This is a genomic window from Opitutia bacterium ISCC 52, assembly GCA_014529675.2.
GTDB lineage: Bacteria > Verrucomicrobiota > Verrucomicrobiia > Opitutales > UBA2995 > UBA2995.
Genome location: CP076040.1, coordinates 2,889,048 through 2,902,599 on the forward strand (window position 1 = coordinate 2,889,048; position 13,552 = coordinate 2,902,599).

The window sequence follows — 13,552 nt, forward strand, 5'->3', positions numbered from 1 at the left end:
GATGGTGAAACTTGACCTTACTCAAAAGCTGGTAGAAGAATATTATTCCACTACAACACACCTTGTCCTAGACTAGAACCGCCTCACGGCAACCAGGGAAACTTATTAAACTCCGGTTTCCGTTTTTCCAGAAACGCTTGTTTCCCTTCTGAACCTTCTTCGTTCATATAGTAGAGAAGTGTAGCATTGCCTGCTAGTTCCTGAATCCCTGCCTGCCCATCGAGCGACGCATTAAAGGCCGACTTTAAACAGCGAATCGCCAGAGGACTCTTTTCTAAAATTTCGTTGGCCCATTGAACTCCCTCGGCTTCCAATTTATCGACTGGAACCACGGTATTCACCAGTCCCATATCCAACGCTTCATGAGCATTGTATTGGCGACATAGATACCAAATCTCTCGAGCCTTCTTTTGTCCCACAATACTGGCTAGATAGGAAGATCCAAATCCTCCATCAAAACTTCCGACTTTCGGACCCGTTTGTCCAAAAATGGCATTGTCGGCAGCAATGGAGAGGTCACAGATCACATGAAGTACATGTCCCCCTCCAATCGCATAGCCGGATACCAAAGCGATGACGACTTTGGGCATTGAGCGAATGAGGCGTTGCAAATCGAGAACGTTCAAGCGAGGCACCCCACCCTTGTCAATATAGCCAGCCTTGCCGCGAATACCCTGGTCGCCTCCAGAACAAAAGGCATACTTTCCATCGGTATGCGGTCCAGCACCCGTTAGCAGTACAACTCCAACAGCCGGATCTTCACGCGCATCGGAAAAAGCATCATACATTTCAAATACAGTAGCAGGAGTAAATGCGTTGCGACGATGCGGTCGGTTGATCGTCACCTTGGCAATACCGCCTGCCTTTTCATAAATGATATCTTCGTAGTCCTTAACTGTCTCCCAATTCATACTAGTATTTGGCTGATCGATTTAAAAAGTTGTTTTCGGTATTCAGAATCTCGATGCCGGTCAGTTTCAACCTCAATCACGCGAATTCCGCTTAATGGCATCGTGGAGAGGTACTCTTTGAGTTCATCTATTTGCTCAACGTGAATATACTCGCAACCGATACCCTCTACGCATTTTTTGAAATCCACTTCTTGAGGGGTCGCGAAAAAATCTTCAAAAGGAGGTTCAAAACTTGCGACAGGTAAATGGTTAAAAATACCACCCCCTCGATTATTGATCAGTATCACCGTAAGGTGTCCTTTCAATTTCGGGCGAATGAGCAAGCCATTTGAATCATGCAAAAAGGCCAAATCTCCGGTGAGCAGCACCGAAGACTGATTATCATGGGCGATGCCCAAAGCAGTAGACAGCGTTCCGTCGATGCCATTCACACCGCGCGAAGCATAGACCTTAATCTGACTCTCATTGCTTGGCAAAAAATACTCCACATCGCGCACAGGCATGCTGCTGGCCACGAACAAAGGTGTGTTTGTCGGCAACCACTGCGGGAGTTTCCAGGCAATACGCCCTTCGAAGTTCTGCGAGGACTCACTTTCAAATGCATCCGCGATTTGCTCTGAGGCTTGGCGCTGTGCAACTGACCAGCGCTCGCAGTAGGGCTTATCCCCTCGCTCTAAAAATTTAAACACATTCCCTAATAGTTCCACCGGCTGATCCAATACTTGTACTACTTTACCCGTTGGATCGAGATTCTTACCCATTGTGTGCACATGATAAATCTGTGCGTCGATTTCACTCAACCACTTCCTTAATTCCTTACTGGTAGGTAACGGCCCTAAGGCGATTACACACTCAGGCTTGAGAGACTTTCTTAAATCGGAATTCCTAAGGATCAGGTCGTAGCTCGTAATCGGCTGAACACCCGGTATTGCATGGTTTCTCGCAGGAGACAATCCATCTGCCAGAACAGGCCAATCCGTCTTCTCGGCCAATCTTGCGACAGCTTGGCAATAAGCTGCAGGGTTCTCAGGTGTCTCCGTTCCACATAGAATGAATCCTTTTCCTGATTGAATATCGATTTTAATGGGTTCGGTGGGCGTGCAGGATGATGCAACGGGAAGATCTGAGTAAAATCCATCCGAAAGCTGAAAGTCTCCTGGAACCGATTGATCTGGTGTTGGTGGCAGTGGATCACGAAATGGACAGTTTAAATGGACAGGTCCACGGAATCCTGCTGCAAACGTTCGGCCTAACTGATCCCTCATCTCCTCCAGCGCTTCCACCGATACAGATGGCAAAGCCATCTCCTCCTGACACACAGGATAGTTCCCATAGAGGCGTATCTGATCAATAGTCTGCCCTGCCCCACAATTGCGCAGTTCGTGCGGCCGATCAGCAGTCAGCACGAGAAGAGGAACGCAGGCTTCCGATGCTTCAACGACGGCAGGAAAATAATTAACAGCGGCGGTTCCTGAAGTACAAACCAAAGCAACCGGTTTGTGAGATTGTTTAGCCAAGCCCAGAGCAAAGAATCCCGCTGAGCGCTCGTCTAACACGGGAATGGCTTCAATACCTGAGTGTGAAGCAAAGGCCACCGTGAGTGGAGTGGAACGTGAGCCAGGGGAAATGACCACTTGGCGTAATCCGCACTGATAAAGACATTCCACCAAAACGGATGACCATAAGGAATTCGTATTCGCTCTATTGAGACTGTCCATGGACTAATCCAAAACTGCACGCATGGCTTTAAATTTCAAATCCGTCTCCTCTTTTTCTTTTGCAGGATCCGATCCTTCTACAATACCTGCTCCGGAAAATAGTCGAAGCGAGCGGCCATTGAGAATACCTGAACGAATTCCCACCACGAATTCGCCATCTCCTTTGGCGTCAAACCAACCGACTGGTCCAGCATAGGGGCCACGAGCAAAGGATTCATAATGCTCAATCCTTGAACAAGCAGCCTCCCGAGGAGATCCACCGACAGCAGAGGTGGGGTGAAGGTTTTGAATAATATCGAGAATGTGAGCGTCCCTCGGCAATTCAGCTTCGATCGGTGTGTAAAGGTGCTGAACATTCGGCAGCTTCAGCAAACGCGGCTTGCTGGCTACCTGAGCCGTAAGCCCCAACTCACTTAAGCGATTAACAATCGATTGAACTACCGATTGATGCTCACGTGCATCCTTATCACTGTTCAATAAGGACGCTCCAAGAGCAGCATCCTCTCCAGCTGATTCTCCACGCCCTGTAGATCCCGCAATCGCATCTGCTTGCAAACGCCCATCCTTGACACGAATAAGCAGTTCTGGAGTTGAGCCAAGGAAAGTGCCATCTGCACCGGCTGAGTAAGAAAAGGTATAGCAGCTCGGGAACCGGTTACGCAATCGATCCAGAATACCCAGAGGACTGATCTCACCGTCTGACTCCATATCGATAGCCCGTGCCAGCACAATCTTTTCAAATTCCTTATCGCGAATAGCACCACTTGCCTCGGCAACCGCTGCTTCAAATACATCACCACCACATTCGTCTTCACTCACCCATTCTGGCTTGGAGTTTTCAGAGCCAGCCGTCTCCGTGCTATAGGGAAATGAGGAAAATCGCTGATGGGCTCCAAGTAAGCGTTTGGCAAGTATTTCTATAGACGTATCCGAATCAACCATACAGTTGGCAATCGCCAGACTGAATTGATCCTTCTTACTCACCTGCCACACAGGTACAAATGCTTGAGCCGGGGGAAACCCCGATACTTCCTGCCCTTCATCAAAGAAGTTAAAGGCGCAGAAGAAATGGATTCCACAATAGGGCGAATCAGTGCTCCCAGTATAAATGGTGGTCTCCAATAAATTATTGGCCCAATCTTTAATCTCAGTAAACCGGTTCAATCCGTTAGCGGTAGTCTGCAACACGGTTTCAATGGCCGAAATAGAGTTTTCCTTTCCTGGATTCTCTAAAAAGAAGTGCTGGTTCTGTGGTTCGTAGACCGCCTCCAAAATGGCCAACGGATCAATGTGGAATACATCCAGTGATATGTTTACCAATTGACGAACTCCCAGTTCTTTCGCCCGTTTCTTGCAATCGCTTAAAAATGCCACCAATCCCACGGGGTTTTCTTGTCCGCCATACTGGCTGATGGGAAAATGCTCCATGGAGTGCCTACTTCTTTTCAGGTCGTGGAAACAGTATGAGCTTATCTCCTACTTGATTCCCTTTAGTTCGAAAGTCCCAGTCGAGATTCCCTTCAAACAAAGTTACTGATTCTGATCCCAGAAGATTGAGAATCTTCTCACTGACCTGTGGCATGACCGGCCCCAGCACGACTGATGCAAGGCGAAGCCCTTCCGCGATCACAGCTAAAGACGTTAGCAGTCGGTCTCGGTCAGCTGGCTCTTCGGACTTGGCCAACATCCAGGGAGCTCGAATATCGGTATAGCGGTTCAGGCCCGTTAAAAACTGAAAGATTTCTTCAAGCATTCGGTGAAACTGAAACCCTTCGCCCAATTCGACGACTCGTTCCGCCGTTTTCGCCCACAACTCCTGAACCTCTTTCTCTTCTGGATCGTTGATAACCGCCTCGGGAATGATTCCCTCGTTGTAACGGGTAACCATATTCTGAATTCGACTGACAAGGTTTCCCAGATTCTTGGCCAACTCACCATTGTAACGGTTTAGAAACTGCTCCTCTGAAAAATCACTATCCTGCCCAACGTTCATTTCGCGAGTCACGAAATAGCGAAACGAATCCACTCCAAACTGCTCAGCCAAATCGAGCGGATCAACGGTGTTTCCTGTAGACTTGGACATCTTGACTCCGGACATAGCCCAAAAGCCATGCACCAGAAGATGCTTCGGAAGCGGTATGTCACAGGTCTTCAACATAATGGGCCAATAAATACTGTGAGCTGGCACCATGATGTCTTTTCCAATCACGTGGTAGTCTGCCGGCCAACGAGACTTATCCCCATCCATATAGCCAGAGGCCGTCACGTAATTGATAAGGGCATCGAACCAAACGTAGGTGACATAGTCCTCATCGAAAGGAAGAGGAATCCCCCACTCCAAGCGCGACTTAGGCCGGGAAATGCATAGATCGTTTAAGGGCTCTTTGAGAAACTCCAATACCTGCTTCTGGCGAAAGCTGGGGAATACAAAGTCCTCATTGTCCTGGAGAAACTCAATCAGCCAATCTTGATACTGGCTCAGCTTGAAATAGTAGTTCTCCTCGGAGATCTCAGACACTTCACCAAAGATTTCCGGCCAACTTCCATCTTCATTACGATCTTTTTCCTGAAGAAACTGCTCCTGACGGGCACTGTAGAACCCCTTGTATTCGCCTTTGTAAATTTCACCTTTGTCAAAAAGGGCTTGCTGAATATCGCGAACGACTTGTTTGTGCCGCTGCTCAGTGGTGCGAATGTAATCGTCGTTGGAGATCGTCAACATCTTGCAAAGCGCCTGGAACTCCTCGGCTACACCGTCGCAAAACTCCTGAGGCGATACCCCTTCCTTGGCAGCACTCTGCTGCACCTTTTGTCCATGCTCATCCAACCCTGTGAGAAAGTAAACGGAGTCGCCGCGTGCGCGTCGAAACCGAGACACCACGTCGGTCAAAACCTTCTCATAGGCATGCCCTAAATGCGGAGAGCCATTCGCATAATCGATGGCAGTTGTTATATAGAAAGACTTCATAAAATTGGGAAAAGAGGACCACATTAGGAGTCACTGCCTGAAAGGAAACTGAAAAAACACTCAGAATTCAGGAGGAACCAATTCATTTTCTCAATGCGACTGGTCCGTTTGATACCTAATGAAAATACTATGAAACCAGTCGTTTCAAAAGAAATAGGTAGGGGTTCGTGTAAAAGGAAGTAAAACATCAGAATGCGCTTCCCATTAGTTTTCGGTTTAAATTCAAACTCTGTGGACTAGGTCCAGATGTATCTGTAACCCAAACCATCACCCTCGATGATTTATCCTTCTAAAACCAGCTCCATGTCAGAGAAAGGCTTCACCTTAGTCGAAGTCATCGTAGGCGCCGTTATCTTTGTAATGCTCTTGGCGGCTGGATCCTCAGCCATAGTGCAAACTCAAAAGCTGGCTCATAGCAATATCATGCACAACACCGCCCGGACGGTGCTGGAGGGGTATATGGAACAGATGAAAGGTCTCCCATTCAGTCACTACCAGGATGTTCTTGCCGATCCGACATAAGTACCATTCGAAACCAAAGGTATCGATTCTCTGAAAACAGCAAAGGTCATCCAATATGACGACCCACTCTACCTGAAAACGGAAAATAAAAAGAGCATTCTACTAGATATCGAGGATGAAGGCGGAGTTCGGAACACGAGACGCCTTCTACGTTTCAGACCTGCGTTGGATTGTACGAAACAGGGAATTGAATCTACATTGTGAAGATTACGTTTGTAAGGGAGAAGTTCATAGTTGGTATAATAATTCTCCACACCTCGAATACACGACTCACAACGCAAATGAATTTCTAATAAGCATTGGCTTCTTAGATCGTGAACCCATCGTTGAATTACCCCACAAACCTATAAACCCGAACCGAAACCAAATTCAGGACGGCAAATACAGTGGTAAAAAAGACTGGGACGACATTGAAAAATATAAACAATTCAGAGAAAACAAGCAAATCGAACTCATTCCCTTCAACCATTACAAGACTCCCTAATACCTATGAAACCCATTGTTCAAATCTCCCTCGACATAGTTAACATCCCGGAAGCTCTGGAAACTGCCGATATGGCCATGCGCGCCGGAGTCGACTGGCTTGAAGCTGGAACGCCGCTTATAATCGCTGAAGGCATGAATGGCGTAAAAGAACTACGTAACCGCTTTCCCGATACACCCATTGTGGCTGACTTAAAAACCATGGATGGCGGTTGGCTTGAAGCCGAACTCATGGCAAAGGCTGGCGCGACCCAAGTCGTGGTCATGTCGCAAGCCCACGAGGAAACGATTCGTTGCGTTGTGCAGGCTGGTAAAGATTTGGGGATTGAGGTGATGGGTGACAATCTGGCGGCCGAGAATATGGTTGATGGAGCCAAGCGCCTGGCCGACCTAGGCTGCGACTACGTTATCCACCATATTGGCTACGATGAACGCCGAGGCATTGCCGCGAGAGGTGAGCGAATGCCCAATCCACTCGACGAACTTAGAGAAATTATTGAAGCCGTTCATGTGCCTGTCCAAGCAGTTGGAGGACTCACCATCGAGCAGGCCATAAAAACACCCGAGTATGGGGCACCTCTTGTTGTTCTGGGAGCGCCCCTGACGATTGATGCGGATTCATTTCGCACAGCAGATGGGAATGTTGAGGATTCTCTGCGTCTGATATGCGAGGCGGTGCATGCTTATGGTGATATACCGGTAGTTTAGACTTTTATATTCCTCCAGAAGCCTTCTTAATCCCATTCAATGCCTCAACCAGCCGTTGTTAATTTTGAGAATAAAAAGGGAGCTGTAGACTTCCGTGAAATAGAAAAACCACAAATTGGAGAAGAGGATGTTCTCCTCCAAGTTAAGGCCGTTAGTGTCTGCGGAAGTGATTTACACCAGTGGGAGGCTTGCCATAGCTGGCCAGTCAATTACCCGGTAGTGCTAGGTCATGAGTTCGGAGGACTCATCGCAGAGACCGGAAAGCGCGTCAAAGGATGGCAGGAAGGAGACCAGGTCGTCAGTGAAACTGCCGCAGTCATTGATCCCAATAATCCGATGAGCCGCCAAGGGTTATACAACCTTGATCCAACACGCCTTGGCTTTGGCTACGGAGTCAATGGAGCCATGACCGAGTACGTCAAAGTCCCCGCCCGCTGCCTCCATCATATCCCACAGGGTCTTTCATTTGAAAAGGCGGCTCTCACGGAGCCTTGTTGCGTCGCCTACAATGCAGTTATGAATCAATCCGACATCACTCCCGGTGACCGTGTGGTGGTGATTGGTCCTGGCCCCATTGGTATTCTCTGTGCAGCTATGGCAAAAATCTGTGGTGCTGAAGTCGCCATTCTCGGCCTCGAGTCCGACCGCAAGCGCTTGGCAGTGGCCGAACAATACGGCTGCACCGCCTTGGTTGATAACCTGGATGAATGGGCATTCGCGGGCGACGGATTAGGGGTCGACGGAGTCGTCGATGCTGCTGGAATTTCAAAGACCCTCCAAATAGCCCTTCGAATCACTCGTCCGGCAGGATGGATCAGCAAAGTTGGCTGGGGGCCGCAACCTCTTGATTTCAGCCTTGATCCCCTGGTCCAAAAAGCCATCACCCTACGAGGCAGTTTCAGTCACAACTGGCCCATTTGGGAACGTGTTTTGCAACTTACTGGATCCGGACAATTGAATCTCGATCCAATCATCGGGGGTGTTTGGCCACTCGAGGAATGGCATACCGCTTTTGAAACCATGCACTCCGCACAAATCGTCAAATCCGTATTAGTACCAAACAGTTAAACTATGAGCCTAGCTGATCTAACGAACAAAGTCATACTCGTAACCGGAGCCAACACAGGTGTAGGAGAACACACTGCCCGCCTCTGCGCAAAATTGGGGGCCAAAGTCGCCGTTCATGGACGTAGACCTGATGCGGTGGACAAGGTAGTCGCAGATATCGGTGAAAACGCGGTAGGCGTTTATGGTAGCTTGGATACAGCCGATGAACCGGCCAAGGTAGTGGAGCAAACCGTTGAAAAGCTGGGTCGTATCGATGGCGTTGTAAACAATGCAGCTCTAACCACACGGATGCACTTTGAAGAGACGGATGTAGAGTTTTTCGATAATATGATGGCCGTAAATGTGCGGGCCCCTTTCCTCATCTGCCAGGCAGCACTCCCCTATCTTAAAGAATCTAAGGGTAGCGTGGTTAACATAGGCTCAATCAACGCATTAGGTGGAGAACGAATGCTGGCTGCCTACAGTATCTCTAAAGGCGCGCTTTTGACCATGTCGAAGCACCTGGCAAATCTGTATGACCGGGATTCAGTTCGATTCACCCACATCAACCTCGGGTGGATTCTTACTGAGAATGAATATAGCCTAAAGATTTCCGATGGATTTCCGGAAGGCTGGGATAAGAATGTCCCCCAAATGATGGTTCCAACTGGCAAGATGTCTTCCCCCGAAGAAGTAGCCAAAGTGATCGCCTTCTGGTTGAGCGACGATGGAAAGCCATTTAGCGGAACCGTATTCGAACTTGAACAATATCCCTTCAAAGGACGCATCCCTACTTTGGATGCAGACTTCCTGGAAGGTAAAATGTAGTAGGAACAAAATCTATGGCAAATCTTGCGGCGTTTCCTAAAGCATGGATGGATCCACTCTGTATTGACGGATCCATGACATTGAATGAATGGATCGACTTATCGGGCAAACTCGACGTGGATGGCCTGGAGTTTTACTCAGACTTCCTGGACCTCAAGGATCGATCCAAGTGGAAGGATTATCGAGCCAGAGTCGAAGATCAAGGGCGCTCTATTCCGATGCTTTGCTGCTCTCCTGACTTCACACACCCGGAACTTTTTTTTCGCCAGGAACAAATCGACAAAGAAAAAAACTGGATCGATATGTGCGGCGAGCTGGGGGGAAAATTCTGCAGAGTTTTGTCTGGCCAACGCCGGCCAGAAGTTTCTCGAGAAGCAGGCATCGGCTATGCAGTAGAATGCATCGAAGCCTGTATTCCGCATGCAGCCGAGCAAGGGATCACGCTGATCATTGAAAATCACTACAAAGACAATTACTGGTCCTACCCAGAGTTTGCCCAACACATGGACGTCTTTTGCGATCTGGTCGCTCGCATCGACTCTCCCCACTTCGGCGTTAATTACGACCCAAGCAATACAGTCCTGGCTGGAGAAGATCCACTTGAGCTCCTGGAACGCGTAAAGCATCGAGTCATTAGCATGCATGCCAGCGACCGTTTTCTTTTGGAAGGCAATCTTGAGGATCTTCGCAAAGAGGAAATGGACAGTGTAGGTTACGCCGAACGTCTCAGCCATGGAGAAATCGGGAAAGGCCTCAACGACTACGATAAGATTTTCAGCACACTTAAGGAGGTTGGTTTCAATGGCTGGGTGAGCATCGAAGACGGTTTAGACGGATTCGAGCAAATGAAGCGAAGCGTTACTTTCTTACGCAAGAAGATGGCGAAGTATTGGCCTGAGTGATTTAAAACTACGAAATGCGCTAAATTTCGCGAAAGCTAAGACTACGTTTCGTTAATGAATCTTTCATGCTCCAAGCGCGGGTAATGACCAAAATTCACAAGCAAACCCAACTTTAAGCCAGTGGCTTTGAGGTAATTAATTATTTGCGCTCGATGTTCATCAGTAAGATTTTTGACAGCTTTTATTTCCAGAATAATTTTTCCGAAACACAAAAAATCGGGATGATAGCCCTGCTTTAACGGCTTGCCCTTATAAGTTAATTTCAATCGTTCCTGCTGAACAAAAGGAACTGAGACCTCTTCAAATTCAATACAAAGACACTCCTGATACACGGGTTCCAAAAACCCATTACTCTTGTCTTTGTATACTTAAAAGCATGCGCCAATAATTTGATAGCTCTCATGCTTGAACAATATATTCTCAGTCATTTTTCGCGTACTTTAGCGCATTTCGTAGTTCCTATTCAACACCAGTTCCAGCTTCCATTATACTCATTATAATCAATGTGCAGAATTTGTTCAGCAGATTGATACGTCACAGAATAGAAATAATATCTCATGCATGAGAAATGGGATACTCAGATTACTTTTTTCTGTTACTAGTGGCTTCGAGTTGCCATAAACATTGGTAACTCAATCAATCGACACCATGCTATTATTAATCTCAGAACTGACAAAGATATGACGACCAAGCTTCCTTGGAAAAGCACCGGGTCGATTATCGGAGCCGCAGTATTTTTGGGATTACTTTTATTTTTCAACCCGCGACCGGATAATCCGGAAGTGGGGCACATGGCTGCCATCGCCGCGCTCATGGCCATCCTATGGATCTCAGAAGCCATTCCTTTGGCGGCCACAGCCTTGATTCCCATCATTCTATTTCCTTTAACCGGGGTGTTAGATGGCCCCTCGACAACTAAGGCCTACGTAAACTCCATCATCTTTCTTTTTATCGGAGGATTCCTAATTGCATTGTCCATGGAACGTTGGAACTTACACCGACGAATCGCGCTCAACATTATCAACGCTATAGGCAAACGGGCCGACCTCCTGATTCTCGGCTTCATGGCCGCTTCGGGCTTTCTGTCGATGTGGATCTCCAATACAGCTACGGCAGTGATGATGCTGCCCATTGGGCTGGCTATCATTTTGAAAATGGAAGAGGAGTTTGGAAAGGAACGATCTAAAAAGTTGTCGTTAGCTTTGATGCTGGGCATCGCCTATGGTTGCTCTATCGGGGGCGTCGCCACATTAGTCGGTACGCCGACCAATCTGGCCTTTGTCCGTATCTTCCAAGAATCATTTCCCAACGCACCACAAATATCCTTTGGGAATTGGATGATTATCGGAATCCCCTACTCACTTGTTATGTTAGGTGCAACTTGGGTGCTACTCACACGAGTACTCTGTCGCTTCGACAAGGATCTGACCCTGGATCGGTCCATCATCCGAAAAGAAATCAATGACCTCGGGCCAATCCGCTATGAAGAGAAAGCGGTCTTAATTGTATTCGTGATGACCGTGTTCCTTTGGACCTTCCGACGAGACTTGAACCTCGGAGCCTTTTCGATTCCCGGTTGGTCAAACTTATGGGAGCCCTTCAAAGGAATTGATGATGGTACCGTTGCCATAACCATGGCACTCACCCTGTTCTTCATTCCTGCAAAAAATGACCCGAACTATGCAAGGATTCTGCAGAAAGATATTTTCGCAAGAATTCCATGGGGTATCATCCTTTTGTTTGGAGGAGGATTTGCCTTGGCTTCAGGCTTTAACTCCAGTGGCCTTTCGACCTACATCGGAGAATCCTTCCGAGCGATCGGCCCTGTTCCAGTGATCGTACTCGTGATTATTATTTGCATCAGCGTTACCTTCCTAACTGAGCTGACATCCAATGTAGCGACCCTCTCCATGCTCTTGCCCATACTCGCAAGCTGGGCAGTAAGCCTGCACACTCATCCACTGGTATTTATCTTACCAGCAACCATCTCCTCATCCATGGCTTTCATGATGCCTGTGGCAACACCGCCCAACGCGGTTGTTTTCGGTAGTGAGCGCATACGCATCATAGAAATGGCTCGCACGGGTCTGTTTCTCAACTTTGTGGCGATAGGATTTACCTTGTTGATGGTGTACCTCCTTTTTCCTTATGTCACCGGCACACCCATGGGAGAATTCCCAGCCTGGGCAAAATAACCAATATAGCTAGCCTCTAAGCTGTAACCTTTTGTATGGAAACTGGACTCAGCTGAGCGAGCAGAGTTTTAGATCCCAGAATAGAGTGATTTTATATAGGCCCTGAGACTCTCTCAGGGCCTATCCCGCAAATACGGGATGGGCGTAATCTGAGAATTTGATATTTTAGGGATACAGTCCCCAGTCTCATATTTATTCAGTTAGCTCATCATTTTTGTTAAATAAAATAGTCGATCAGGCAGGAGGATTGCCTAGATTGAAGAGCTACAAACATTTACCCTATGAATAAAGTAAAATGGATCTCACTGGCAGTGCTTTGCACAATCTCCCTTTTGTCAAATGCCTGTGGACAAAAGGAAAGCTGGGAAGAACGCGCCGCAGCTCGCTTGAAGCCTCTGACAGACGACCAAAAACGCCAGATCACACGAGCCATTCCTAAGGAAACGACCGCCCAGCCTCAGAAAGCACGCAAGATTTTGGTGTTTTGGAGGAGCGAAGAATGGATTCATATTTCCATTCCCAGTGGCAATTTTGCCCTAAAGGAAATGGGCCGCGTATCCAGCGCGTTTACGGTCGACCTAGCAGAAGATTACGAGGTCTTCACTGCAGAGAACCTAAGCCAATACGACGCTATTGTTTTCAACAACACCACCCATCTTAAATTGCCTTCTGACAGTCATCGAGCTGCGATCAAGGACTTTATCGAAAGTGGAAAGGGCATCGCAGGTATCCATGCGGCCACCGACAATTTCTACGAATGGAAAGAAGGCGCTGACATCATGGGCGGACAATTTTGTGGTCACCCGTGGACAGCCGATGGCACCTACGCATTCAAACTCGATGATCCAGAGCACACGCTCAACGAGGCCTTCCATGGTCGTGGATTTTGGCACAAAGATGAAATTTACCAATACGATCCGGATACTTACCAAGGAGAAGAAAATCTTCGAATCCTTGTCAGCCTAGATATGAGCAAACCTGCTACATCCGAACGTCTATTCGATGAGAAATATACCAAGCACAATGCGAAGTTCAAACCCGGAATGCGCGAAGTCCCCGTTTCATGGGTTAGCACTCACGGGAAAGGTCGTCTTTTCAACACCAATTTCGGCCACAACGAATCGACCTACACCAAACCAGTCATGATGCGCCATTTGCTGGATGGTATTCAGTACGCCCTAGGTGATCTCGAAGCCGATGCCACACCAACAGCGGATACGAAAAACTTTATCCCTGCTTTGGCCCCGAATTTGTAATAGTCAGCTAATTT

Annotated in this window: 12 protein-coding genes and 1 pseudogene; 8 read left to right on the forward strand and 5 right to left on the reverse strand. The window is 47.8% G+C overall.

The annotated features are described in order from the left end of the window. Window positions 1-83 precede the first annotated feature (83 nt). The 4 genes from menB to metG are packed head-to-tail and all read right to left on the reverse strand — an operon-like array spanning window position 84 to window position 5,597. Entirely contained in the window at window positions 84-911 is an 828-nt protein-coding gene (gene menB, locus GA003_12305; GenBank protein ID QXD26814.1) for a 1,4-dihydroxy-2-naphthoyl-CoA synthase, read from the reverse strand. After that, window positions 908-2,629, reverse strand: a complete 1,722-nt coding sequence (gene menD / locus GA003_12310; GenBank protein ID QXD26815.1) for a 2-succinyl-5-enolpyruvyl-6-hydroxy-3-cyclohexene-1-carboxylic-acid synthase — start codon at window positions 2,627-2,629, stop codon at window positions 908-910. The genes menB and menD overlap by 4 nt, the downstream gene beginning before the upstream one ends. Window positions 2,630-2,632: 3 nt before the next feature. Then, complete coding sequence (locus GA003_12315) at window positions 2,633-4,057, reverse strand: isochorismate synthase (protein ID QXD26816.1); 1,425 nt, start codon at window positions 4,055-4,057, stop codon at window positions 2,633-2,635. A gap of 7 nt (window positions 4,058-4,064) precedes the next feature. After that, window positions 4,065-5,597 (reverse strand): methionine--tRNA ligase, encoded by a 1,533-nt coding sequence (metG, locus tag GA003_12320; GenBank protein QXD26817.1) that lies wholly within the window; start codon window positions 5,595-5,597, stop codon window positions 4,065-4,067. Window positions 5,598-5,900: 303 nt separating this feature from the next. On the opposite strand from metG, the gene GA003_12325 reads away from it, so the two are divergent. The 6 genes from GA003_12325 to GA003_12350 all read left to right on the forward strand — a co-directional run bounded on the left by GA003_12325 (window position 5,901) and on the right by GA003_12350 (window position 10,087). Then, on the forward strand, window positions 5,901-6,119 hold the full coding sequence (locus GA003_12325) for a type II secretion system GspH family protein (protein ID QXD26818.1): 219 nt from the start codon (window positions 5,901-5,903) through the stop codon (window positions 6,117-6,119). Between the two features lie 115 nt (window positions 6,120-6,234). Beyond that, complete coding sequence (locus GA003_12330; GenBank protein ID QXD26819.1) at window positions 6,235-6,603, forward strand: hypothetical protein; 369 nt, start codon at window positions 6,235-6,237, stop codon at window positions 6,601-6,603. Window positions 6,604-6,608: 5 nt separating this feature from the next. Beyond that, on the forward strand, window positions 6,609-7,310 hold the full coding sequence (locus tag GA003_12335; GenBank protein QXD26820.1) for an orotidine 5'-phosphate decarboxylase: 702 nt from the start codon (window positions 6,609-6,611) through the stop codon (window positions 7,308-7,310). Window positions 7,311-7,349: 39 nt separating this feature from the next. After that, on the forward strand, window positions 7,350-8,378 hold the full coding sequence (locus tag GA003_12340) for a zinc-binding dehydrogenase (protein QXD26821.1): 1,029 nt from the start codon (window positions 7,350-7,352) through the stop codon (window positions 8,376-8,378). A 3-nt stretch (window positions 8,379-8,381) separates the two neighbouring features. After that, window positions 8,382-9,185 (forward strand): SDR family oxidoreductase, encoded by an 804-nt coding sequence (locus GA003_12345; protein QXD26822.1) that lies wholly within the window; start codon window positions 8,382-8,384, stop codon window positions 9,183-9,185. A 14-nt stretch (window positions 9,186-9,199) separates the two neighbouring features. After that, the gene (locus GA003_12350; GenBank protein QXD26823.1) at window positions 9,200-10,087 is read left to right on the forward strand and encodes a sugar phosphate isomerase/epimerase; all 888 of its coding nucleotides are present in this window, start codon (window positions 9,200-9,202) and stop codon (window positions 10,085-10,087) included. A gap of 41 nt (window positions 10,088-10,128) precedes the next feature. Here the strand turns inward: GA003_12350 and GA003_12355 are convergent. After that, a pseudogene (locus GA003_12355) lies at window positions 10,129-10,515 on the reverse strand (GxxExxY protein). A gap of 252 nt (window positions 10,516-10,767) precedes the next feature. Here GA003_12355 and GA003_12360 point away from each other — a divergent pair. Together GA003_12360 and GA003_12365 are read left to right on the forward strand one after the other, a co-directional pair. Beyond that, the gene (locus GA003_12360; protein ID QXD26824.1) at window positions 10,768-12,282 is read left to right on the forward strand and encodes an SLC13 family permease; all 1,515 of its coding nucleotides are present in this window, start codon (window positions 10,768-10,770) and stop codon (window positions 12,280-12,282) included. Window positions 12,283-12,563: 281 nt separating this feature from the next. After that, window positions 12,564-13,538 carry a ThuA domain-containing protein gene (locus GA003_12365; protein ID QXD26825.1) on the forward strand — a complete coding sequence of 325 codons (975 nt, stop codon included), beginning with the start codon at window positions 12,564-12,566 and terminating at the stop codon, window positions 13,536-13,538. Window positions 13,539-13,552 lie beyond the last annotated feature (14 nt).